22 protein-coding genes are annotated in these 21,840 nt (G+C 67.5%); 14 read left to right on the top strand and 8 right to left on the bottom strand.

Going from position 1 to position 21,840, the window contains the following annotated elements:
- The first annotated feature begins 10 nt into the window (after positions 1–10).
- The 9 genes from mutS to AC30PD_RS09295 are packed head-to-tail and all read left to right on the top strand — an operon-like array spanning position 11 to position 9,696.
- Positions 11–2,584 carry a DNA mismatch repair protein MutS gene (mutS, locus tag AC30PD_RS09335; protein ID WP_489535380.1) on the top strand — a complete coding sequence of 858 codons (2,574 nt, stop codon included), beginning with the start codon at positions 11–13 and terminating at the stop codon, positions 2,582–2,584.
- A complete protein-coding gene (locus AC30PD_RS09330; RefSeq protein ID WP_489535379.1) occupies positions 2,581–3,405 on the top strand; it encodes a proteasome-type protease in 825 nt (274 codons plus the stop codon). The genes mutS and AC30PD_RS09330 overlap by 4 nt, the downstream gene beginning before the upstream one ends.
- Positions 3,405–4,226 carry an alpha/beta fold hydrolase gene (locus AC30PD_RS09325; RefSeq protein ID WP_489535378.1) on the top strand — a complete coding sequence of 274 codons (822 nt, stop codon included), beginning with the start codon at positions 3,405–3,407 and terminating at the stop codon, positions 4,224–4,226. The genes AC30PD_RS09330 and AC30PD_RS09325 overlap by 1 nt, the downstream gene beginning before the upstream one ends.
- Before the next feature lie 47 nt (positions 4,227–4,273).
- Positions 4,274–5,935, top strand: a complete 1,662-nt coding sequence (gene pyrG, locus AC30PD_RS09320) for a CTP synthase (RefSeq protein ID WP_489535377.1) — start codon at positions 4,274–4,276, stop codon at positions 5,933–5,935.
- Positions 5,932–6,789 carry a 3-deoxy-8-phosphooctulonate synthase gene (kdsA, locus tag AC30PD_RS09315; RefSeq protein ID WP_489535376.1) on the top strand — a complete coding sequence of 286 codons (858 nt, stop codon included), beginning with the start codon at positions 5,932–5,934 and terminating at the stop codon, positions 6,787–6,789. Before pyrG ends, kdsA begins: the two co-directional genes overlap by 4 nt.
- Before the next feature lie 33 nt (positions 6,790–6,822).
- Positions 6,823–8,106, top strand: a complete 1,284-nt coding sequence (gene eno, locus AC30PD_RS09310) for a phosphopyruvate hydratase (protein ID WP_489535375.1) — start codon at positions 6,823–6,825, stop codon at positions 8,104–8,106.
- A gap of 23 nt (positions 8,107–8,129) precedes the next feature.
- The gene (gene ftsB, locus AC30PD_RS09305; RefSeq protein ID WP_489535374.1) at positions 8,130–8,408 is read left to right on the top strand and encodes a cell division protein FtsB; all 279 of its coding nucleotides are present in this window, start codon (positions 8,130–8,132) and stop codon (positions 8,406–8,408) included.
- A 21-nt stretch (positions 8,409–8,429) separates the two neighbouring features.
- On the top strand, positions 8,430–9,059 hold the full coding sequence (gene pnuC, locus AC30PD_RS09300) for a nicotinamide riboside transporter PnuC (protein ID WP_489535373.1): 630 nt from the start codon (positions 8,430–8,432) through the stop codon (positions 9,057–9,059).
- A gap of 4 nt (positions 9,060–9,063) precedes the next feature.
- Positions 9,064–9,696, top strand: a complete 633-nt coding sequence (locus tag AC30PD_RS09295; RefSeq protein WP_489535372.1) for an AAA family ATPase — start codon at positions 9,064–9,066, stop codon at positions 9,694–9,696.
- 17 nt (positions 9,697–9,713) lie between these two features.
- On the opposite strand, the gene AC30PD_RS09290 is transcribed toward AC30PD_RS09295, so the two are convergent.
- Positions 9,714–10,265, bottom strand: coding sequence for a hypothetical protein (locus tag AC30PD_RS09290; protein WP_489535371.1), 552 nt, complete (start codon positions 10,263–10,265; stop codon positions 9,714–9,716).
- Positions 10,266–10,446: 181 nt separating this feature from the next.
- Between AC30PD_RS09290 and AC30PD_RS09285 the strand changes: the two genes are divergently transcribed.
- The gene (locus AC30PD_RS09285) at positions 10,447–11,490 is read left to right on the top strand and encodes a zinc ribbon domain-containing protein (RefSeq protein ID WP_489535370.1); all 1,044 of its coding nucleotides are present in this window, start codon (positions 10,447–10,449) and stop codon (positions 11,488–11,490) included.
- 66 nt (positions 11,491–11,556) lie between these two features.
- Positions 11,557–12,783 carry a hypothetical protein gene (locus AC30PD_RS09280; protein ID WP_489535369.1) on the top strand — a complete coding sequence of 409 codons (1,227 nt, stop codon included), beginning with the start codon at positions 11,557–11,559 and terminating at the stop codon, positions 12,781–12,783.
- A 15-nt stretch (positions 12,784–12,798) separates the two neighbouring features.
- On the opposite strand, the gene hslO is transcribed toward AC30PD_RS09280, so the two are convergent.
- Together hslO and AC30PD_RS09270 are read right to left on the bottom strand one after the other, a co-directional pair.
- A complete protein-coding gene (hslO, locus tag AC30PD_RS09275; protein WP_489535368.1) occupies positions 12,799–13,773 on the bottom strand; it encodes an Hsp33 family molecular chaperone HslO in 975 nt (324 codons plus the stop codon).
- A 6-nt stretch (positions 13,774–13,779) separates the two neighbouring features.
- Complete coding sequence (locus tag AC30PD_RS09270) at positions 13,780–14,304, bottom strand: gamma carbonic anhydrase family protein (protein ID WP_489535367.1); 525 nt, start codon at positions 14,302–14,304, stop codon at positions 13,780–13,782.
- Between the two features lie 36 nt (positions 14,305–14,340).
- On the opposite strand from AC30PD_RS09270, the gene AC30PD_RS09265 reads away from it, so the two are divergent.
- The 3 genes from AC30PD_RS09265 to AC30PD_RS09255 all read left to right on the top strand — a co-directional run bounded on the left by AC30PD_RS09265 (position 14,341) and on the right by AC30PD_RS09255 (position 17,318).
- Positions 14,341–14,961: a hypothetical protein gene (locus AC30PD_RS09265; RefSeq protein ID WP_489535366.1), complete on the top strand. Its 621-nt coding sequence runs from the start codon at positions 14,341–14,343 to the stop codon at positions 14,959–14,961.
- An 81-nt stretch (positions 14,962–15,042) separates the two neighbouring features.
- The gene (locus AC30PD_RS09260; RefSeq protein ID WP_489535365.1) at positions 15,043–15,825 is read left to right on the top strand and encodes a ferritin-like domain-containing protein; all 783 of its coding nucleotides are present in this window, start codon (positions 15,043–15,045) and stop codon (positions 15,823–15,825) included.
- On the top strand, positions 15,822–17,318 hold the full coding sequence (locus AC30PD_RS09255; protein ID WP_489535364.1) for a M81 family metallopeptidase: 1,497 nt from the start codon (positions 15,822–15,824) through the stop codon (positions 17,316–17,318). The genes AC30PD_RS09260 and AC30PD_RS09255 overlap by 4 nt, the downstream gene beginning before the upstream one ends.
- A 7-nt stretch (positions 17,319–17,325) precedes the next feature.
- Here the strand turns inward: AC30PD_RS09255 and AC30PD_RS09250 are convergent, their stop codons facing one another.
- The 5 genes from AC30PD_RS09250 to AC30PD_RS09230 form a co-directional block, all read right to left on the bottom strand.
- Positions 17,326–18,612 carry a DcaP family trimeric outer membrane transporter gene (locus AC30PD_RS09250; protein ID WP_489535363.1) on the bottom strand — a complete coding sequence of 429 codons (1,287 nt, stop codon included), beginning with the start codon at positions 18,610–18,612 and terminating at the stop codon, positions 17,326–17,328.
- A gap of 28 nt (positions 18,613–18,640) precedes the next feature.
- The gene (locus AC30PD_RS09245) at positions 18,641–19,402 is read right to left on the bottom strand and encodes an amino acid ABC transporter ATP-binding protein (protein ID WP_489535362.1); all 762 of its coding nucleotides are present in this window, start codon (positions 19,400–19,402) and stop codon (positions 18,641–18,643) included.
- The gene (locus AC30PD_RS09240) at positions 19,399–20,124 is read right to left on the bottom strand and encodes an amino acid ABC transporter permease (protein WP_489535436.1); all 726 of its coding nucleotides are present in this window, start codon (positions 20,122–20,124) and stop codon (positions 19,399–19,401) included. Before AC30PD_RS09240 ends, AC30PD_RS09245 begins: the two co-directional genes overlap by 4 nt.
- Before the next feature lie 101 nt (positions 20,125–20,225).
- On the bottom strand, positions 20,226–21,008 hold the full coding sequence (locus tag AC30PD_RS09235; RefSeq protein ID WP_489535361.1) for an ABC transporter substrate-binding protein: 783 nt from the start codon (positions 21,006–21,008) through the stop codon (positions 20,226–20,228).
- A gap of 230 nt (positions 21,009–21,238) precedes the next feature.
- On the bottom strand, positions 21,239–21,838 hold the full coding sequence (locus AC30PD_RS09230; protein ID WP_489535360.1) for a MarC family protein: 600 nt from the start codon (positions 21,836–21,838) through the stop codon (positions 21,239–21,241).
- Between the last annotated feature and the right edge of the window lie 2 nt (positions 21,839–21,840).

Below are 21,840 nucleotides of genomic sequence, written 5' to 3'. Positions count from 1 at the left end.
CGAGCCGCGCATGACCGAGCTCGCCGCTCACACTCCGATGATGCAGCAGTACCTGCGCATCAAGGCCGACTTTCCCGACACGCTCGTGCTCTACCGCATGGGCGACTTCTACGAGCTGTTCTTCGACGACGCGCGCAAGGCGAATCGCCTGCTCGACATCACGCTCACACGGCGCGGCCAGAGCGCTGGCGAGCCGGTCGTGATGGCCGGCGTGCCGGTGCACTCGATCGAGAGCTACCTGGCCAAGCTGATCAAGCTGGGCGAGGCGGTCGCGCTGTGCGAACAGGTCGGCGACGTGGCCACGGCCAAGGGGCCGGTCGAACGCAAGGTGGTGCGCGTGGTCACGCCAGGCACCGTGACCGACACCGAACTGCTGGCCGACAAGAGCGACGCGCTGCTGCTCGCGGTCGCCAAACAGGGCAAGCAGTTCGGGCTGGCCTGGCTGGCGCTGACGAGCGGCGAACTGGGCCTGACCGAATGTGGCGAAGCCGAGCTCGACGCCTGGCTGGCACGCCTCGCGCCGGCCGAAGTGCTGGTGGATCGTGATCACGTTCCGCCGGCCTTGCAGCGCGCCGCGGTCACGCTGACGAACCGGCCGGTCTGGCAATTCGACACCACGCTCGGCGTGCGCAAGCTCTGCGAACAACTCAAGGTCGCCAGCCTCGCCGGTTTCAACGCACAGGATCTGCGCTCTGCGCAGGCCGCCGCGGCCGCGCTGCTCGCGTATGCAGAGCACACCCAAGGCCAGGCGCTGGCCCACGTGCGCACGCTGCTCGTTCAACGCGCGAGCGACCTGCTCGACCTGCCACCGGCCACGCACCGCAACCTCGAGCTCACGCAGACGCTTCGTGGCGAAGACGCGCCCACGTTGCTGTCGCTGATCGACACCTGCCGCACCGGCATGGGCAGCCGCGCCTTGCGCCACTGGCTCACGCACCCTTGGCGCGAACGCCGGGTTGCCGCGCAGCGGCACGATGCCATCGACGCGCTGCAAACAGCCGGCATCGACGGGCTGCGCGACAGCTTGCGGGGCATCAGCGACGTCGAGCGCATCACCGCCCGCCTGGCCTTGCGCCAGGTGCGGCCGCGCGAATTGACCGGCCTGCGCGCCACGCTGCAGTCGCTTCCGCAGCTGCGCCAGCACGTGCCCGTGGGCGAGGCCGCCTTGCTCGACATGCTCGGTGACACGCTCACACCACCGAACGAGATCCACCGCTTGCTCGCCGCCGCCATCGCCGACGAACCGGCCGTTCTTCTGCGCGACGGCGGCGTGATCGCCACCGGCTTCGACGCCACGCTCGACGAGTTGCGCGGCATCAGCGAAAACTGCGACGCCTTCCTGCTCGCGCTCGAAGCCCGCGAGCGCGAGCGCACCGCCATCCCCAACCTGCGGGTGCAGTTCAACAAGGTGCACGGCTTCTACATCGAGGTCACGCAGGGCCAGGCGAGCAAGGTGCCGGCCGACTACCAGCGCCGCCAGACGCTGAAGAACGCCGAACGTTTCATCACACCCGAGCTGAAGGCTTTCGAAGACAAGGCGCTGTCGGCCCAAGATCGTGCGCTGGCACGCGAGAAGCTGCTGTTCGATCAGCTTCTCGACCAGTTGCAGGCGTTCATCGAACCGCTCTCGGCACTGGCCCGCGCGCTGGCCAGCCTCGACGCGCTGGCCGCGCTGGCCGAACGAGCCAACACGCTGAACTGGTGCCGCCCCGAGTTCGTGCGCGAGCCCTGCATCCAGATCGAAGCCGGACGCCACCCGGTCGTCGAAGCGCGTCTGCTCGAAACCGGCCACGGCAGCTTCATGGCCAACGACTGCCGGCTCGACGCGGCGCAGAAGATGCTCGTGATCACCGGCCCGAACATGGGCGGCAAGAGCACCTTCATGCGCCAGGTGGCTTTGATCACGCTGCTGGCGGCGATGGGTTCGTACGTGCCCGCCCGCGCCTGCCGGCTCGGGCCGATGGACGCGATCCACACCCGCATCGGTGCGGCCGACGACCTGGCGAACGCGCAGTCGACCTTCATGCTCGAGATGACCGAAGCGGCGGCCATACTGCACAGCGCCACCGACCAGTCCTTGGTGCTGATGGACGAGATCGGCCGCGGCACGTCCACCTTCGACGGGCTGGCCCTGGCCGGTGCGATCGCCAGCCACCTGGTCGAGCGCACACGCGCTTTCACGCTCTTCGCCACGCACTACTTCGAGTTGACCGAGTTGCCGGTGAAGCACGAGCGCGCGGCCAACCTGCACGTGTCGGCGGTCGAAAGCGGCGACGACATCGTGTTCCTGCACGAGTTGCAGCCGGGCCCGGCGAGCCGCAGCTACGGCGTGCAGGTCGCACGCCTGGCCGGCATGCCCGCCAGCCTGCTGCGCCATGCGCGCGCCTCGCTCGAAGCGCTGGAAGCGCAGAAACACGCGGCCGACGCGCAGATCGACCTGTTCGCCGCGCCGCCCGCGGCGCCCGTGGCCGAACCGTCGCCAGTCGACGCGGCCGTGGCCAGACTCGACCCCGATATGCTGTCACCCAAAGAAGCGCTCGCCGCGCTCTACGAACTCAAAGCCCTTCAAGGAAAACCACAATGACCTACTGCGTAGGCATCAAGCTCGACGCCGGCCTGGTGTTCATGTCGGACTCGCGCACCAACGCCGGGCTCGACCAGATCAGCACCTACCGCAAGATGATCGTCTACGAAAAGCCGGGCGACCGCTTCATGGTGATGCTCTCGGCCGGCAACCTGTCGATCAGCCAGTCGGTGCGCGAGATATTGCAGGTCGAAAAGCTCGACAACGGCGACCAACCGCCGATCACGATCTGGAACGCGAAGAGCATGTTCGACGCCGTGCGCGTGCTCGGCGCCGCCGTGCGCCGCGTGCACGACCAGGACGGCGCGGCGCTCGCTGCGTCGGGCATCGACTTCAACGCCACCATGATCTTCGGTGGCCAGATCGGCAACGAGGCGATGCGCCTCTTTCTCGTCTATTCGGCCGGCAACTTCATCGAAGCGACACGCGAGACCTGCTACTTCCAGGTCGGCGAATCGAAGTACGGCAAACCGGTGCTCGACCGCATGATCACACCCGGCACGCCGCTCGACGAAGCCGCCAAGTGCGCGCTGGTCTCGATGGACTCGACACTGAAGTCGAACCTTTCGGTTGGCCTGCCACTCGACCTGCTGGTGTATGAGGCGGGCAAGCTGCAGACGCAGCAGATCGTCTGCGTCGACGAGCACAACCCGTACTTCCAGATGATTCGCGGCAGCTGGGGCCAGAAGCTGCGCCAGGTGTTCGAGTCGATCGAAGATCCGCAGTGGACCGGCGGCGCCACCAGCGTGCCGCTGTGTGTCACATCGCAGCGCTACGAGCCGATGAAGAAGATCACCCACCCGGGCGAGAAGATCGTCTGATGGGCACGGGAACAGATTCGCCGACCATCGTCTTCTCGCACGCCAACGGGTTCCCTTCGGGGACCTACCGCATCCTGTTCGAACAGTGGCGTGCCGCCGGCTTTGCGGTGCACGCGATCGAGAAGTTCGGCCACGACCCGCGCTTTCCGGTCACGAGCAACTGGCCGCACTTGCGCGAGCAACTGGTCGAATTCATCCGCAACGAAGCCGGGGGCCCGGTGTACCTGGTCGGGCACTCGCTGGGTGGCTACCTGAGCCTGATGGCCGCCTCGCGCCGGCCCGACCTGGTGCTGGGCCTCGTGTTGCTCGACTCACCGCTCATCTCGGGCTGGAAGGCGCGCGCCTTGCAGGTCGTGAAAGTGGCGGGCCTGGGCGACCGCGTCACGCCCGCCAAGGTGTCGGTGCGCCGGCGCGAGCACTGGCCCAGCAGCAGCGAGGCCTTCGAGCACTTTGCTTCCAAACCGGCGTTCGCGCGCTGGGCGCCGGGCGTGCTGGCCGACTACATCAAGAGCGGCACCGAGCCGCAGGGCAAGGGACGTGGCCTGGCCTTCGACCGGGCGATCGAAACCGCGATCTACACGAGCCTGCCGCACCACCTGGCGCGTGTGCTGCGCACCCACCCGCTGCAGTGCCCGCTGGCCTTCGTGCGCGGCACCGAATCGGAAGAAGTCAAACGGGTCGGCATGGCCGCCACCACCCGCCTGGCGCACGGCCGGGTGTCGAGCATCGCGGGCAGCCACCTCTACCCGTTCGAGCACCCCCACGAAACGGCCGCAGAAGTGCTGCGCTGGATCGGAGAGATGCAGACCCCACGCCTATAATCGCGCTTTACCACCCCAGCATTTGCGTCAAGCAGGTGCTGCACACAATGACCAAGTTTGTCTTTGTCACCGGCGGTGTGGTGTCCTCGCTGGGCAAGGGCATCGCTTCTGCATCGTTGGGCGCGATCCTCGAGTCGCGCGGCCTCAAGGTCACCCTCATCAAGCTCGACCCGTACCTGAACGTCGACCCGGGCACGATGTCGCCGTTCCAGCACGGCGAGGTCTTCGTCACCGACGACGGCGCCGAGACCGACCTCGACCTCGGCCACTACGAGCGTTTCATCAGCACGCGCATGAAGCGCAGCAACAATTTCACCACCGGCCAGATCTACAAGTCGGTGCTCGAGAAAGAACGCCGGGGCGACTACCTCGGCAAGACGGTCCAGGTGATCCCGCACGTCACCAACGAGATCCAGGACTTCGTCAAGCGCGGCGCGGCCGATGTCGACGTGGCCATTGTCGAGATCGGTGGCACGGTCGGCGACATCGAGTCGCTGCCCTTCCTCGAGGCGGTGCGCCAGATGGCCTTGCGCGCCGGCCCGAACAACGCGGCCTTCGTGCACCTGACCTACGTGCCCTGGATCGCCGCCGCGGGCGAACTCAAGACCAAGCCCACCCAGCACACGGTGCAGAAGATGCGCGAGATCGGCATCCAGCCCGACGCGCTGCTGTGCCGCGCCGACCGCGAGATCCCCGACGACGAGCGCGACAAGATCTCGCTGTTCACCAACGTCGGCCTGCAAGGCGTCATCTCGATGTGGGACGTCGACACCATCTACAAGGTGCCGCGCATGCTGCACGAGCAGCGGCTCGACGAGCTCATCTGCATGAAGCTGCAGCTGCTCACCAAGTCGGCCGACCTGCGCCGCTGGGACAAGCTGGTGCAGGAGGTCACGCACCCGAAGTTCGAGGTGAAGATCGCCATGTGCGGCAAGTACACCGACCTGTCGGACTCCTACAAGTCGCTGAACGAAGCGCTGCGCCATGCCGGCATCCACAACCACGCGCGCGTGGTGATCGACTATGTCGACTCCGAAACGCTGAGCGCCGAGAACGTCGGCCAGCTCGCGCAGTTCGACGCGATCCTTGTGCCGGGCGGCTTCGGCAAGCGCGGCGTCGAAGGCAAGATCCTCGCGGCGCGTTATGCGCGCGAACACAAGATCCCCTACCTCGGCATCTGCCTGGGCATGCAGGTCGCCACCATCGAGGTCGCGCGGCATCTCGCCGGGCTCGAGGGGGCCAACAGCACCGAGTTCGACCCCGCCACGCCGCACCCGGTGATCGCCTTGATCGACGAATGGCAAGACGCCGACGGCTCGATCCAGAAGCGCGACGCCCACTCCGACCTCGGCGGCACCATGCGCCTGGGCGCGCAGAGCTCCGACGTGACGGCGGGCACGCTGGCTCATCAGATCTACGGCAAGGTCGTGACCGAGCGCCACCGCCACCGCTATGAGGCCAACGAACATTACCTCGACCGGCTGCGCGCCGCCGGCCTCGTGATCTCGGCGATCACGCAGCGCGAGAAGCTGACCGAGATCGTCGAGTTGCCGCAGGCGCAGCACCCGTGGTTCGTGGGCGTGCAGTTCCACCCCGAATTCAAGAGCACGCCCTGGGACGGGCACCCGCTGTTCATCAGCTACGTGAAAGCGGCGCTCGATCATCAATCGCGCCGCCTCGCCGCGCCGGCCGAGAAGGTCGCAGCATGAAGCTCTGCGGTTTCGACGTCGGCATCGACAAGCCCTTCTTCCTGATCGCCGGCCCGTGCGTGATCGAATCGGAACAGTTGCAGATGGACGTGGCGGGCAAGCTGAAGGAGATCACTTCGGCGCTCGGCATCCACTTCATCTTCAAGTCGAGTTACGACAAGGCCAATCGCTCCAGCGGCAGCACCTTTCGTGGCCCCGGCATGGACAAGGGCCTGGAGATCCTGGCCAAGGTGCGGCGTGAGCTGAAGGTGCCCGTCATCACCGACGTGCACAGCGAAGACCAGATCGAACAGGTGGCATCGATGGTCGACGTGCTGCAGACGCCCGCCTTCCTGTGCCGCCAGACGGACTTCATCCGCGCCGTGGCGCAGTGTGGCAAGCCGGTGAACATCAAGAAGGGCCAGTTCCTCGCGCCGCACGACATGAAAAACGTGATCGACAAGGCCCGTGCCGCCGCGCGCGAGAAGGGCCTGCCCGAAGACAACTTCATGGCCTGCGAACGTGGCGCCAGCTTCGGCTACAACAACCTCGTCTCCGACATGCGCAGCCTCGCGATCATGCGCGAGACCGGCGCGCCGGTCGTGTTCGACGCCACCCACTCGGTGCAGTTGCCCGGTGGCCAGGGCACGAGCAGCGGCGGCCAGCGCGAGTTCGTGCCGGTGCTGGCGCGCGCCGCCATCGCCGTCGGCGTGGCGGGCGTGTTCATGGAAACCCACCCCGATCCGGCCAACGCCATGAGCGACGGCCCGAACGCGGTGCCGCTCAAGCACATGAAAGCGCTGCTCGAACAACTCGTCGCACTCGACCGCGTGATCAAGACGCAGCCGCTGCTCGAGAACGACTTTTCCTGCTGAAGAACAAAACCTGAACTCCCGGAGAGAACCTGCATGAGCGCCATTGTTGACATCGTCGGCCGCGAAATTCTCGACAGCCGCGGCAACCCCACCGTCGAGTGCGACGTGCTGCTGGAATCGGGCACCATGGGTCGCGCTGCCGTTCCTTCGGGCGCGTCCACCGGCTCGCGCGAGGCGATCGAGCTGCGCGACGGCGACAAGGCCCGCTACCTCGGCAAGGGCGTGCTCAAGGCCGTGGAACACGTCAACACCGAGATCAGCGAAGCGGTGCTCGGCCTCGACGCGAGCGAGCAGGCCTTTCTCGACCGCACGCTGGTCGACCTCGACGGCACCGAGAACAAGAGCCGCCTCGGCGCGAACGCGACCCTCGCCGTGAGCATGGCGGTGGCACGCGCAGCGGCCGAAGAATCGGGCCTGCCGCTCTACCGCTACTTCGGTGGCTCGGGCGCGATGCAGATGCCGGTGCCGATGATGAACGTCATCAACGGCGGCGCGCACGCCAACAACAACCTCGACCTGCAAGAGCTGATGATCATTCCGGTCGGCGCACCGAGCTTCCGCGAAGCCGTGCGTTACGGCGCCGAGGTGTTCCACGCGCTGAAGAAAATCCTGCACGACAAGGGCATCAGCACGGCGGTGGGCGACGAAGGCGGTTTCGCCCCCAGCGTGGCGAGCCACGAAGCGGCGATTCAGATGATCCTCGAAGCGATCGACAAGGCCGGCTACACGGCAGGCTCGCAGATCGCGATCGGCCTCGACTGCGCCGCCAGCGAGTTCTACAAGGACGGCAAGTACCACCTCGAGGGCGAAGGCCTCACCCTCACCGCGCCCGAGTGGACCGACATCCTCGCCACCTGGGTCGACAAGTACCCGATCATCAGCATCGAAGACGGCATGCACGAAGGCGACTGGGACGGCTGGAAGCACCTGAACGAACGCCTCGGCTCGAAAGTGCAGCTGGTGGGCGACGACCTGTTCGTCACGAACACCAAGATCCTGAAAGAGGGCATCGACAAACGCGTCGCCAATTCGATCCTGATCAAGATCAACCAGATCGGCACGCTGACCGAGACCTTCGCCGCCATCGAGATGGCCAAGCGCGCCGGCTGGACGGCCGTGATCAGCCACCGCTCGGGCGAGACCGAAGACTCGACCATCGCCGACATCGCCGTCGGCACCAACGCCGGCCAGATCAAGACCGGCTCGATGAGCCGCAGCGACCGCATCGCCAAGTACAACCAGCTGCTGCGCATCGAAGAAGACCTCGGTGACGTGGCCAGCTACCCCGGCCGCGGCGCGTTCTACAACCTGCGCTGACCCGAGCAGAGGCCGAGCCGCCCATGCGCTACATCACCCTCGCACTCGCCGCCTTGCTGCTGCTGGTGCACGCCGAACTCTGGTTCGGCAAGGGTGGTGTGCCGCGCACGCTCGACCTGAACACGAAGCTGCAGTTGCAGAAGGCCGCGAACGACGCAGCTCGCGCGCGCAACACGCAGATGGACGCCGAAGTGCGCGACCTGAAAGAAGGCCTCGAGATGGTCGAAGAGAAGGCGCGCTTCGAGCTCGGCATGATCCGGCCCGACGAGATCTACGTGCAGGTCTCCACGCCGAAGCGTTAGCCGTTCCGCGCAGGCCCTGTCGTGACCGCCTTGCTGCACTGGCTGCAGCCTCTGTTCGATCCTGCCTTCACGCTGTGGGCAGCGACCTTCACCTGGCTCGAGCTTGTGGCCTTCGTGCTGGCGATCGTGATGGTCGTGTTCAACATGCGCGTCAACCCGCTCGGCTGGCCGCTGGCGATCGTGAGTTCGCTGCTCTACTTTCTGCTGTTCTGGAACAGCAGGTTGTACGGCGACGCGAGCCTGCAGATCTTCTTCGTGGTGATCGCGTTCTGGGGCTGGTGGCAATGGCTGCGCGGCACCACCGGCGACGGCGTTGCGTTGCAGGTGCGCCAGCTCGGTGCCGCGGCACGCTGGAAGCTGCTGGCCGCACTGGCTCTGGCCTGGCCCGCGACCGGCCTGTTCCTGAAAACCTTCACCGACACCGACGTGCCCTGGTGGGACGCCTTCCCCACCGCCGCCAGCGTGATCGGCCAGTGGCTGCTCGGCCGCAAGTACGTCGAGAACTGGCTGGCCTGGGTCGTCGTCAACATCGTCAGCGTCGCGCTGTTCGCCTACAAGGGGCTGTGGCTCACGGTGGTCCTGTACGCCGTCTTCGTCGTGATGTCGGTGTTCGGCTGGCGCGCCTGGCGGCGCCTGCAGCGAGGCGCCTGAGGCGATGAGCCGCGCCTTCGTGATCGCCCTGCTCGGTGCCGAAAGCACCGGCAAGACCATGCTCGCCGGCGCGCTCGCCAGCGCCCTGGCCACGCCGGAACGGCGCGTGGCCGTGGTGCCCGAATACCTGCGCGAGTTCTGCGACCAGCACGCCCGCACGCCGCGCACCGACGAGCAGGCCCGCATCGCGGCCGAGCAGACGCGCCGCATCGAAGCCGCGGCGCAAGGCCACGACATCGTCGTCGCCGACACCAGCGCGCTGATGATCGCCGTGTACAGCGAGCACGTGTTCGGTGACACCGGCCTGTACGCGAGCGCCCTCGCCGATCACGCGCGTTGTGACCTCACCCTGCTGACCGCCCTCGACCTGCCCTGGCAAGCCGACGGCCTGCAACGCGACGGCCCGCACGTGCGCGAACCGGTGGACGCGGCCGTGCGCAGCGCGCTGATGCGCGCGAACATGGCCTATTCGGTCGTTTCGGGCAGCGGCAGCGCACGGCTCGAATCGGCCCTGGCCTGTGTGCGGCGTGCGCTGGCACCACCCGCAGAAGACGGGTCACGCACGCGCTGGCAGTGGCACTGCGAGCGCTGCGGCGACACCGCCTGCGAACGCCACGCGCTGCTGCCCAAAGCCTGAGCCTTCGGGCCGCAGCCCTACTTCTTCGCGGCCGATCGTTTGTTGCGCCGCGCGAGCAGCCATTCGCCCTCGGCGCGCTTGGCCTTGGTGGCTGCGCGCTGGTAGGCGGCTTCGGCCTTCTCGCGCATCAGGATCGCCTTGGCAAGCGCGGCCTGGTACTTCTCGACCGTGTAGGTGTTCTCGGTGCCGATGTAGACACTGCTGCGCTTGGGCGTTTGCCCGAAGCGCGGCAACGAGACCGAGAGGCTGCAGTCATGCACCTTGGCGCCGGCGCGCAAACGCACGATCGGACCTGAGATGCCCACCGGCAGGTCGCTGGTCTTGTTCTCGTTCGGCCCGCGCTGCAGTTTCGAAGGTGCCGGCAGCTTGGCGATGCGCGCCAGCAGTTCCTTCGTGGCCTCGACCAGCGCCGGCCCGGCGCCCTTTCCATCGCTGGTGTGGTCGGAAAAGAGCTTGGTGCCGCCGTAGCGGAGTTGCCAGCCGTGCGTGGCCTTGTGATCGATGCGCTGGATGCACTGCGGCACCTCGAATCGTTTGCCCGTGAAGATGACGACGTCTCTGACTTTCATGAAATACCCCGGTACCGCGCAATGACGCTCCCTGTGCCTGTTATGTTTTGAGTCCGCTGCACAGCGTGTTGCAGGCGCCACTGTACCGCGCTGCGTTTGCGGTCTTCGGCAATCGCGGTTATCGTGATTTTTTGTGTCTGCCGCACCAGCGCCAGCGCATCACCCAGAGGAGAACGAGCCGATGTCCAAGGGCTGCTCGAAGTGCGGAACCCAGAACGATGACGCGGCCGTGTTCTGCCGCGCTTGTGGCACCCCTTTTTCGGCCCCTGCGCCCGAGCCGAGCCCCGGGATCGACTGCTCGGTCTGCGGCCACGGCAACCGCATCAGCGCCACGTTCTGCGCCAAGTGTGGCAACGACCTGTCGGAACAGACCATCATCCGGCCGCGGCAGAAGCCGCCTGCACCCGCCGCGGCGCCGCCGATGGCCGCGACACCCGGTGTCGTGCCACCGCCGCCACCACCACCACCGGCGCCACCACCTCGCGCTCAAGACACGAGCGACACCACGCTGCCCGGCCCGCTGGCCGAGGTGGCGCCCGCTGCAGCTGCGGCGCCCAAACGAAGCATGGTGCTCATTGCGGCCGCGGCCGTCACGGCGACCGTGCTGGCCGGTGGCGCGTGGTGGATGAGTTCACGCGGCAGCCCACCTCCGCCGCCTCCGCCGCCGCCGGCGCAGGTGGCGCCCGCGCCGCCACCGTCAGCAGCGCCCGTGGTGGCGCCACCGGTGCCCGAGCCGCCGGTGGTGGCTGCACCGCCGGTCGTCACGGCGCCGGTCGAGGCGCCGCCGCCGGCCAGCGCGCCGCCAGCCGCCGCCGTGCCACCACCGGTCGACGCGGCCGAGGCGCAGCGGCTTGCCGACGAAAAAGCGGCGCGCGACGCCGCACGCGAAGCACGTGCCAAAGCGCAGCGCGAGCAGCGTGAAGCGAACGCGCTGGCCCAGCGGCAGCGTGCCGAAGAAGCCCGCGCCCGTGCGGCTTCTGCGGCCGCAGCGCAGGCGCCACGCGCCGCCCCCGCCCCTGTGCCCGCGCCGGCCGCACAGCCGGCGCCCGCCCCTGCACCTGCGCCGGCACAGCCGCGCACGGCACGCGAGATCTGCGCTGGCGGCAACGTCATCACCCGCTCGGTGTGCGAATCGCGCGAGTGCGGCCGGGCCGAACACGCCAACGAACCGGCCTGCAAGCAGATCAACGCCGCCGAGGAGCGGCGCCGCCAGTCGCAGAACTAGGGCGATGGAACGAGGCCCGGCGCACAGACCGGGCCCGCTCGAACCATTCGACACGAGGGAGGATCCATGAGCGCACATTCCACCGACAGCGCCGGCCCCATCGGCGGCCTGTCGACCGATGCTTTTTCGAGCATGTTCCAGGCCATCAGCGGCCTGCGAAACCGACGTGCGTTGCTGGCGATGCTGGGCTGCCTGTTCGCCGGCATTCTGGTCGCCGGCCTGTTGTCGTTCATGGCTGCGCGGATGGGGTTTTTCTTCGCTTTCCTGGGCGGCCTGCTGATGTTCGTGGCCAGCGCCACCGGCGTGAACGCGGCCGGCCTGTTGCTGATGGACCAGGCCAAGGGCGTGCCCGCGCGCAGCCTGCCCGACGCGGTGATGGGCGGCCTGCTGTGCATCCCGAAGTTCATCGCGCTCGGCCTGGCCTTGCTGCTGGTCACGTTCGCGGTGTTCCTGGCGGTTGCGCTGGTGTACCTGGTCTGCAAGATTCCTTTTCTCGGGCCGATGCTGTTCGTGGTGGTCTTTCCGCTGTCGGTCGTGGTGCTCGGGCTCACGCTGTGCGGCCTGTTCCAGTGCCTGTTCCTCGCGCTGCCCGCGATCTGGGAAGGCTCGTCGATCACGCACGCCATCGCCAAGGCCTTGTCGATCGTGCGCAGCCGGCTGGTCGAGTCGATGCTGTTGCTGACGGTCGTCGGCTTCCTGTCGATGATGGTCGGCTTCATCGTGTTCGGGGTGTTGGTCACCGGGCTGATCCCTTCCGCGGGCCTGATGGCCGGCATCCTCGGCGGCGACGGCTTGAGTTCGTTGTTCGCCATGGTGCTCGGCATGGACGCCGGCGGTTACGGCGGTGGCGGCGGGCGTGGCCCCCGCGGTGTGGGCCATCTGGCCGCGGCCGGCATCGGCGGCGGCCTGCTGTGGGCGCTCGCGGTGTCGCTGGTCGCGCAGGTCTACCTGCTCGGCCTGAACCTTGTCTACCTGCGTGTCACCGAAGGCCTCGACGTGGGTGCCACCGAAGCCGCGATGCAAGCCGGCTTCGACGACGCGAAACGGCGTGCTGCCGAACTCAGCCAGAAGGCCCGCGACGCGGCCGAGCGGGCACGCGAGCAGGCCCGCCAGTCGGCCGCCGCTGCACAGGCCGGCGCGGCCGCAGCGTCAGCCGCCACCCCCGCGGCGCCGCCGGCCTACAGCGCGCCGCGGGTCGTGGCCCCCGCCGCCACCACGCTGTGCCCCAAGTGCACCGCCCCGGTCGGCGCCGACGACCTGTTCTGCGGCGTCTGCGGCTTCAGGCTGAAGTAGCGCAGCCACCCGGGTTCAGTTGATGGCCGTCGAGCCCGGCGGCTGGTCTTGGCGCGGCGTGAAGAGCTCGCCCACGTCGACCGGGTCGAAGTGGTACTTGATGCCGCAGAAGTCACAGCCGATCTCGACCCGGCCCTGCTCGAGCACGATGCTGTCGATCTCTTCGCGGCCCAGGCCCTTGAGCATGCCGCCGACACGCTGGCGCGAACACGAACACACGAAGCGTGGTGCTGCATCGCCCTTGAGCCACTCGAAGCGGCGCAGCGGTTCTTCCCAGAACAGTCGCCGCAGCACGGTGTCGGCGTCGAGCGTGAGCAATTCTTCTTTGGTCAGCGTGGCGGCCAGCATCGCGATGCGGTTGTAGGCCTCGTTCACGCCGATCTCATCTTCGTTGCGCGCAGAGCCGGCGAGGTTGCCGGCGCCTTCGACTGGCAGGCGCTGGATCAACAGGCCCGCGGCCACCTCGTCATCGGCCGCGAGGATCAGCTTCGTGTCGAGTTGCTCCGACTGCAGCATGTAGTGCTCGAGCACCTCGCTCAGTGCCTGCAGCGGCTCGCGCCGGTCACCGTGCAGGGCCACCACGCCCTGGTAGGGCTGCTGGCCGTTGCGGGTGTCGGCCGGCGCCAGCGTGATCGCACAGCGGCCCTGGCCGCGCACGTTCACCATCGCCTCGAGGCGTGCGCCCTCGGGCACCTCGCCCACCACCTTGGCGGTCACGCGGAAGGCCAGGTCGGGCTGCACTTCGGCCACCGCGAGCTTGACCGGCCCGTCGCCGAACACCTGCAGGATCAGCGCGCCGTTGAACTTAATGTTCGCCTGCATCAGCAGACCGGCCGCCGCCATCTCGCCGATCAACGCGCGCACCGGCGGAGGGAATTCGTCGTTCGCTGCTGTGCGCCGCGCGAGCACGTCTTTCCAGCCATCGGTCAGGCGCACCAGCATGCCGCGCACCGGCAGGCCGTCGAAGATGAACTTGTGGAGTTCGCTCACAGGCGCTCAGCCGATCTTCTTCAGGCCGGCCTTGAACCGCGCGGCGTTGTCGACGTAGTGTTTCGCCACGCGCCCCAGCCCGGCGATTTGCTCGGGCGAAAGCTGGCGCACCACCTTGGCGGGCGAGCCGAGGATCATCGAACCGTCGGGAAACTCCTTGCCTTCGGTGACCAGCGAGCCGGCGCCCACGAGGCAGTTCTTGCCGATCTTCGCGCCGTTGAGCACCACCGACTGGATGCCGATCAGCGAGCCTTCTCCGACCGTGCAGCCGTGCAGCATCACCTGGTGACCGATCGAGACGTTGTCGCCGAGCGTGACCGGAAAACCCGGGTCGGCGTGCACGATGCTGCCGTCCTGCACGTTGCAGTTGCGGCCGATGCTGAGCAACTCGCCGTCACCGCGCAATACACAACCGAACCAGACACTCGAACCTTCGGCCATCGAAACGTTGCCGATCACCTGGGCACTGTCGGCCACCCACGCGCTGTCGGAGAGGCGGGGCGAGATGTCGTCGAGCTGGTAGAGAGCCATGCGGGTTGCCGGTGAGTCGAAGCCCATAATTCTAGGTTGAGCCCACAGAAGGACCCGATCTTGCGTTTCAAGCCAGCAGCCCTTGCCCTGACATTCGCCGCCTTGCTGGCGGCCTGCTCAACGCCCGCACCGCTCACGCCACCGGCCGCCACACCCGCCTACTTCACGTCGCCGACCGGCTGCGCCATCGTCGCGGGCGGCGGCATCGGCAGCCAGTTCGCCGACCAGCAGGTCACGGCCATGTGGGACAAGGTGAACGCGGCCATCACCACGGAGTTGCACGACCGCCTGGTACAGAACCGCTACAAGGTGATCAAGTTCGTGGTGCCGACCGAGCGAACGCAGAAGGCCGAAGACCTGGTGATCGCCAACACGGCTACGAACCGCTGCAACCGCTTGCTGCAGGTGTCGCACAAGATCGACGAAGACGGCTCGGGCAAATACTTTCGCTTCGACATCACGCTGTTCCGGCTCGACCCGAAGGATGAAAACCGTCCCGCAACCCAGGCCCTGACCGTGCGCGCGAACAGCGAGTTCCAGCGCGGCTACCGTTACCCGCGCACGCAGGAAAGCCTCGACAGTTTCTACACCGGCACTTTCGCCGACACGGTGCTGGCCGATCTCACCAAGAGCGGGTCGCTGGCGCCGCTGCGCTGAGCAGCACCATGAACGGCAAAGACCCTTCGGCGACCGCCATGGCGTTGCCCGCAGTCCCACGCATGGCGAAGCCCTGAAGCGATGACGGCCCGCCAGCGCGCGCTCGAGATCCTGTGCCTGAGCGACCCGCTCGCCAAGGCGGCGCAGACGCGGGTGCTGTTCGCGAGCCTCGACGCCGCCGCGATCGACACGTCGGCACAGCCTGATGCACCCGCCGCCCTGCCCGGCCGCCCCGCGTTGCCCACGCTCGTGTCGCCGAACGCCGTGCCGCGCCGATCGCCGGCCACCCCCGAAGGGCGCGCAGCCTTGCTGCATGCCGTCACGCACATCGAGTTCAACGCCATCAACCTGGCGCTCGACGCCGTCTGGCGCTTCGCCGGCATGCCGGTGAAGTACTACGTCGACTGGCTCGGCGTGGCGAGCGAAGAAGCGCTGCACTTCACGCTGCTCCGCGAGCACCTCGTGGCACTGGGCTTCGACTACGGCAGCTTCGACGCGCACGACGGCCTGTGGGCCATGACGCAACGCACCGCGCACGACATCACCGCCCGCATGGCGTTGGTGCCACGCACGCTCGAAGCGCGCGGGCTCGACGCCACGCCACCGATGCAGGCGCGCTTGCGCCAGGCCGGCGACGAGCGCGCGGCGCAGATCCTGGGCGTGATCCTGCGCGACGAAGTCGGCCACGTGGCGATCGGCAACCACTGGTACCGCTGGCTGTGCGAACGCGACGGGCACGACCCGGTTCTGCACTACACGGAGCTGGCGCAGCGGCACCACGCGCCGCGCCTGCACCCGCCCTTCAACCTCGAAGCCCGCCGCGCGGCGGGTTTCACCGAAGCCGAACTGGATCTGCTCACATGAATGTCTTCGTCGCCGGTTTCCACCACGAGACCAACACCTTCGCGCCCTCTGTCGCCGACTGGGCCGCTTTCGAATGCGGTGCCGGTTACCCGGCGTATTCACGCGGCGCCGCCATGCTGCAGAAGATGCGCGGCACCAGCACCTCGCTCGGCGGGTTTGCGCAGGCCGCCACCGAACGCGGCTGGACGCTGCAGCCTTCGGTGTGGGCCGGCGCAATTCCGTCGAACCGCGTCACGGCCCAGGCCTTCGCACGCATCGCGGACGAGATCGTGGCCGACCTGCAGGCCGGCGGTTTCGACGCCATCTACCTCGACCTGCACGGCGCCGCCGTGGCCGAAGGTGCCGACGACGCCGAAGGCGCGCTGCTCGAACGCATCCGCGCCGTGGTCGGCCCGCAGATGCCCATCGTCGCCAGCCTCGACCTGCACGCCAACGTGACCGAACGCATGCTGGCAATCAGCGACGCGATGACGGCGTTCCGCACCTACCCGCACGTCGACATGCGCGAGACCGGCGCGCGCGCGGCGCAGATGCTCGCGCGCCGCGCCGGCGCTGCGGCGCGCCACCGGCATGCGGAGCGTGTACCGTTCCTGCTGCCGCTGAACGCGCAGTGCACGCTGATGCAGCCGGCCGCGTCGGTCATCGCACTCATCGAACGGCTCGAAGCCGAACACGATGTGGAGCTCAACTTCTCGATGGGCTTTTCGGCCGCCGACTTCATTGAATGCGGGCCGGTCCTTTTCGGCTATGGCAGCAGCGCTGCGCAGGTGCGTGAAGCCGTGCAGCGGCTGCACGCCGAGGTCGTGTCGCGCCGTGCGGAATGGTCGCTCGACCTGCTGTCGCCGGCGGCGGCCATCGAGCGTGCGATCGAACTCGCCGCGAGCGCCACGGCACCGGTCGTCATCGCCGACACACAAGACAACCCGGGCGCGGGCGGTGACTCCAACACCACCGGGCTGTTGCACGCGCTGATCGCGGCGCGCGCTGGCGAGCGCCTCGGCGGCCGGGTGGCGCTCGGCCTGCTGTTCGACCCGGCCTCGGCACGGGCTGCCAACGCGGCGGGTGTCGGCGCCACCTTGCCTCTCCACCTGGGCGCGGCCGTACCCACCTGGAGCGGAGCGCTCACCGAACCCGCGGTCGCGGCACAGGCGAAAGTGCTGGCCGTCAGCGACGGTGTGGTGCCGCTGTTCGGCCCCATGACCGCCGGCGCCACGGCGCGGCTCGGGGCCTGCGCGTGCGTCGAGGTCGAAGGCATCCGCGTACTGCTGTCGAGCGCCAAGGCGCAGATGCTCGACCTCGACCTGTACCGCTTTCTCGGTGTCGAGCCCGGGCAGATGAAGCTGCTCGTCAACAAGAGCTCGGTCCACTTTCGCGCCGCGTTCGCGCCGATCGCGTCAACCATCCTCGTCGCCAAGTCGCCCGGGCCGATGGCCGCCGACCCGGGTGACCTGCCGTGGACGAAGCTGCCGGCAGGGATGGCACCGCGGCCTTGAGGGTCGCTCAGAAGCTGTAGCGCCCCATCAGGTCGAAGCGCGACATGGTGCCCGTCTCGGGCGTGAAGGTCTTGCGCTTGCCGTGGATGTACTCGGCGCCGAGTTCCACGTTCTTGATCGGCGAATAGATCATGCTGATGAAGAGCTGCTGCAGCGTGCGGTTGTCGGCCGCCTGCGCGGTCTTGCCGCGGTTCATGCCGTACGAGACCACGCCGCGCAACTGGTCGCTGAAGGTCTTGGCGTAGCCCACCACCAGGCCCTGGTTCTTGTCGAAGGTGATCGCGCCGGTGGTGGCGTCGATCGCATAGCCGTTGCTGCCGTAGAGCTGGTCGACGTCGCCGTCGACGCGTGTGTACTGGCCCATCAGCAGGTCCTTGTCGGTGATCTTGTAGCTGCCGCCCACACCGAAACCGAAACCACGCTTGGTGTCGGCGAACGAGCGCTTCTCGTGGGCCAGCACGCGCACGTTGACGGCGCCCCAGTCGAAGCTCTTGTCGCCGCGCAGCACGATCTGCGGCATCTTCTCGTTGGCGCTGCCGCCACCGAACTGGTCTTCCGGGTCTTCGAGCGCGGCGGTCAGCTTGTAGCCGGCCTTCGCGTCGCCGTAGGTGTAGCGGATCATCGTGCGGCGCGAGAACGGCGCACCGATCGGGCCGTTGAAGTCGACGGTCTCGGGCAGGTCGTCGAGGTCCATGAACGTCGACCAGGTCTGGCCGACCAGGAAGCCGGCGTATTCGCCATACGCATGGCGCAGACGCAGCCGGTTGCGGTTGCCACTGCCGTACGAGTAGAAGTCCATCTCGACCTTGGTGTTGAAGGCGCCCAGCTCGGTGGGCGTGGACGACTCGAAGCCGAAACGCGAGGTCTGCGCCGTGAACTTGGTCTTGCCCTTCTGCGCGCCGGAGTTGTCGAGCGGCTGGAACATCAGGTCGGTGAAGGTGTCGGACGGGCCCGGCGCCTTCAGGTCGTGGATGGCATGCGCTTCGGCGTAGCCGTAGAAGCGCAGCGAGGTTTCCGAGCCGGGCAGGCGGAAGCTGCCGCCGATGTCGCCCTTCACCACCGCGTCGCCGCTCTTGACTTCGAGCGCCTCGATGCGGTCGCCCCAGCCGGTGCTGGCAGCCGCCGGCGCGGCGGCCGCAGGCGCGTCTTTTTTCAGCGCGTCGACTTCGGCGCGCAGGCGCTTGATCTCGGCACGCATCTCCTCGAAGTCCTTCGCCGATTGCGCGTGGGCGGGCGCCGCGCTCATGAACGCGGCGGCAATGGCGGCACCGATCACGGTCTTGTTCAACATCATGGTTCTCTCCTCGTTGTGTGCGTCGGGTTCAATGGGCGATCTGCCCCAGGAAAGCGCGGATGCGCTCGTTGCGCTGGGCGCCGAAAAATTCTTCGGGCGGGGCGTCTTGCGCCACCCGGCCCTGGTCGATGAAGAGCACGCGGTCGCTGACCTCGCGCGCGAAACCCATCTCGTGCGTGACGACGATCATCGTCATGCCGCTCGCGGCGAGTTGTTTCATCACGTCGAGCACTTCTTTCACCATCTCGGGGTCGAGCGCCGAGGTCGGCTCGTCGAACAGCATCACGCGCGGCGCCATCGCGAGCGAACGGGCGATGGCCACACGCTGCTGCTGCCCGCCCGACAGCGCGAACGGGTGCTTGTGCGCGTGTGCTTTCAGGCCGACCCGGTCGAGCAGTTCGAGCGCTTTCACGTCGGCCTCTTCGCGCGGTGTCTTGCGCACGCGGCGCGGCGCGAGCGTCACGTTCTCGAGCACCGTGAGGTGCGGGAACAGGTTGAACTGCTGGAACACCATGCCGACTTCGCTGCGCAGCGCGTCGAGCTCCTTGAGTTCGTCGCAGACTTCGATGCCGTCGACCACGATGCGCCCGCTGTCGTGCTTCTCGAGCCGGTTCAGCGTGCGCAGCAAGGTGCTCTTGCCCGAACCCGAAGCGCCGATGATCACCGCCACCTCGCCGGCGTTGAAATGGGTGCACACGTCGCGCAGCACGTGGGCCGCACCGAAGTGCTTGTTGACGTTCTCGACCGTGATCAATGGTCCGGTCTTGTCGGGCGTGGCGAGTGTGTTCATGCCACACGCCCCTCCACGTCGAAGCGCCGCTCCACCGCGTTCGAGATCTGCGTCATCACGGTCGTGAGCAGCAGGTAGATCGAGGCCGAGGTCAGCAGGATCGGCAGCGGCTGGAAAGTGGCCGCCTGGATGCGGTTGCCCACGTTGGTGAGCTCGACCACGCCGATCGCATAGGCGAGCGACGAGTCCTTCAGCAAGGCGACGACGTTGTTCACGAGCGGCGGCAGCGAGATCTTGAAAGCCTGCGGGAAAGTCACGTCGATGAAGGTGAACCAGGGAGACAGGCCGAGCGAGCGCGCTGCCTCGACCTGGCCGCGCGGCACGGCCAGCAGGCCAGAACGAATGGCCTCGGCGTTGTAGGCGCCGACGTTCAGGCTCAGCGCCACGCAAGCCGAGGTGAAGTCGCTGAGCTGCAGCGCCGGGATCATCACCGGCAGCGCGAAGTACACGAACAGCACCTGCACCAGCAAGGGCGTTCCGCGGATCACCCAGATGTACGCGCTGGCCAGCCAGCGCAAAGGCGGCCACTTCGAGGTCTTGCCCAGCGCCGCGAGCACGCCGATCAAGACGCCGGCCACGCCAGCCACCGCCGTGAGCAGAACCGTCACGCGGGTGCCTTCGGCGAAATACTGCGCGTTGTTGCCGATCGGTTCGGGCGCCCACGACAGCGGGATCGCCATCAGCCACAGCAGCAGAACGAGCACCACGCCGGCCGCGGCCATGGTGGCCGAGCTGCGTTGCTGGCGGCCCCAACGGGCGGGCCACACACGAAAGGTTGCCTGGCTCACGGCGCGCTCGTGCCCGGTGGTTCAGCGCTCGCGCGTCACTTGCAGCGAATGTCTTCTTCGAACCACTTCTTCGAGATGGCAGCGTAACTGCCGTCGGCCTGGATCGCCGCGAGCGCCTTGTTGATCTCGCCGGCGAGCGAGCTGTTGCCCTTGCTCACGGCCGAAGCGATGCGCTCGACGAACAGAAAGTCGCCCATCTTCATGCCGGCACCCGGGCTCGCGGCGAGCGAAGCCTTGGCGACGAACTTGTCGGTGACCCACGCGTCGACGCGGCCGGTGATGAGTGCGGCGCGGGCGTCGGTGTCCTGCGGGAAGTTCTTCATCTCCTTCACGCCGGCGAGCTTCTTCACGTTGTCAAGGTAAGTGGTGCCGGTCTGCACCGCCACGGTCTTGCCGTTCAGGTCGGCGGCGGTCTTGATGGCGTCGCTCTTGCTGATGATCACGCCGCCCGAGCAGTAGTGCGGCTCGGTGAACGTGACCGCCTTGGCACGCTCTTCGGTGATGCCGTGCGAGGCGATCACCATGTCCCAGCGGTCTTGCCGCAGCCCGGCGAGCAGCGCGTCGAAGCCGAGCGCCTTCCATTCGATCTTCAAGCCCATCTTGGCGACCATCGCTTCGGCCACTTCGACTTCGAAGCCGGTGAGCTTCGCACCCTGGAAGTAGTTGAACGGCGCGAACTGGCCTTCGGTGGCGACGATGATCTTGCCGTCTTTCTTGATGTCTTCGAAGCTGCGCGCCTGGGCGCTTGCCGACACCAGCGACAAGGTCACGGCCAGCGCCGACACCAGGCCACGAGCGGCCGCGTTGATCAGGTTCATGGGAGTTCGCCTTTCACGGCAGGTGGGGTTGATGTTCTTGGGCATACCGGTGCAACCGGCTTGCAGGCGCAACGATCTTAGGGTGGGCGTCGTGCAGATGGCTGCACGTGTTTGCCAGACTTGCAAAGCGAACGGGCGTTGTGAGAAGCGCCGCCACTGGCCAGCCCGGAATGCAACCGACCGCATGCAAGCTCCTTGCCAACCCTCTTGCGCGCCGCCGCCCCGGCGCTTCAGCCTGACGCCATGAAGTATTGCTTCAGGCCGGCCAGGATCATTTCGACGGCAATGGCCGTCAGCACCAGCCCCATCAGTTTTTCGAGCGCCGACACGACCGAGTCGCCCAGCAGCCGGCGGATGCGTTCGCACAACAACAACACCGCGCCCGAGACCGCCATCGCGCAGGTCAGCGCGCCGGCCCAGGCCATCACCCGGTCGGGCTGGCGCGACGCCAGCAGCAGCACCGTGGCCATGGCCGAGGGGCCTGCCAGCAGGGGCACGGCCAGCGGAAAGATGAACGGCTCCTTGCCTTCGGGCGTGCCATAAACGCCGCCCTCGTGGCTGAAGATCATGCGGATCGCCACCATCAGCAGGATCACGCCGCCGGCCACTTCGAGCGAACGCTCCGACAGGCGCATCACGCGCAGGAAGGCTTCGCCCAGGAACATGAACGCGAACAGCACGCCGAACGCGATCGCCACTTCGCGCAGCGCCACGAGCGTGCGGCGCTCGGGCGGCACGTCGCGCATGATCGGGATGAACACCGGCAGGCTGCCGAGCGGGTCGAGCACCAGCAGCAGCAGGATGACGGCGGAAAGAAAGCTGTGGTCCATGG

The sequence above is a fragment of the Rhizobacter sp. genome (assembly GCF_032229685.1).
Taxonomy (GTDB): Bacteria; Pseudomonadota; Gammaproteobacteria; order Burkholderiales; family Burkholderiaceae_C; genus LMDS01.
The sequence above is the reverse complement of the archived record's forward strand: the minus strand, read 5'-3'. Positions and strand labels throughout refer to the sequence as shown.

Excerpts from the sequence above, each read along its gene's own strand:
- AC30PD_RS09250 (WP_489535363.1), bottom strand. The coding sequence starts at position 18,612 with ATGATGTTGAACAAGACCGTGATCGGTGCCGCCATTGCCGCCGCGTTC.
- ftsB (WP_489535374.1), top strand. The coding sequence starts at position 8,130 with ATGCGCTACATCACCCTCGCACTCGCCGCCTTGCTGCTGCTGGTGCAC.
- AC30PD_RS09325 (WP_489535378.1), top strand. The coding sequence starts at position 3,405 with ATGGGCACGGGAACAGATTCGCCGACCATCGTCTTCTCGCACGCCAAC.
- mutS (WP_489535380.1), top strand. The coding sequence starts at position 11 with ATGACCGAGCTCGCCGCTCACACTCCGATGATGCAGCAGTACCTGCGC.
- eno (WP_489535375.1), top strand. The coding sequence starts at position 6,823 with ATGAGCGCCATTGTTGACATCGTCGGCCGCGAAATTCTCGACAGCCGC.
- AC30PD_RS09295 (WP_489535372.1), top strand. The coding sequence starts at position 9,064 with ATGAGCCGCGCCTTCGTGATCGCCCTGCTCGGTGCCGAAAGCACCGGC.
- kdsA (WP_489535376.1), top strand. The coding sequence starts at position 5,932 with ATGAAGCTCTGCGGTTTCGACGTCGGCATCGACAAGCCCTTCTTCCTG.
- AC30PD_RS09230 (WP_489535360.1), bottom strand. The coding sequence starts at position 21,838 with ATGGACCACAGCTTTCTTTCCGCCGTCATCCTGCTGCTGCTGGTGCTC.
- AC30PD_RS09235 (WP_489535361.1), bottom strand. The coding sequence starts at position 21,008 with ATGAACCTGATCAACGCGGCCGCTCGTGGCCTGGTGTCGGCGCTGGCC.
- AC30PD_RS09260 (WP_489535365.1), top strand. The coding sequence starts at position 15,043 with ATGACGGCCCGCCAGCGCGCGCTCGAGATCCTGTGCCTGAGCGACCCG.
- AC30PD_RS09285 (WP_489535370.1), top strand. The coding sequence starts at position 10,447 with ATGTCCAAGGGCTGCTCGAAGTGCGGAACCCAGAACGATGACGCGGCC.
- AC30PD_RS09280 (WP_489535369.1), top strand. The coding sequence starts at position 11,557 with ATGAGCGCACATTCCACCGACAGCGCCGGCCCCATCGGCGGCCTGTCG.
- AC30PD_RS09240 (WP_489535436.1), bottom strand. The coding sequence starts at position 20,124 with ATGGCCGCGGCCGGCGTGGTGCTCGTTCTGCTGCTGTGGCTGATGGCG.
- AC30PD_RS09330 (WP_489535379.1), top strand. The coding sequence starts at position 2,581 with ATGACCTACTGCGTAGGCATCAAGCTCGACGCCGGCCTGGTGTTCATG.
- AC30PD_RS09270 (WP_489535367.1), bottom strand. The coding sequence starts at position 14,304 with ATGGCTCTCTACCAGCTCGACGACATCTCGCCCCGCCTCTCCGACAGC.
- AC30PD_RS09245 (WP_489535362.1), bottom strand. The coding sequence starts at position 19,402 with ATGAACACACTCGCCACGCCCGACAAGACCGGACCATTGATCACGGTC.
- AC30PD_RS09255 (WP_489535364.1), top strand. The coding sequence starts at position 15,822 with ATGAATGTCTTCGTCGCCGGTTTCCACCACGAGACCAACACCTTCGCG.
- AC30PD_RS09290 (WP_489535371.1), bottom strand. The coding sequence starts at position 10,265 with ATGAAAGTCAGAGACGTCGTCATCTTCACGGGCAAACGATTCGAGGTG.
- pyrG (WP_489535377.1), top strand. The coding sequence starts at position 4,274 with ATGACCAAGTTTGTCTTTGTCACCGGCGGTGTGGTGTCCTCGCTGGGC.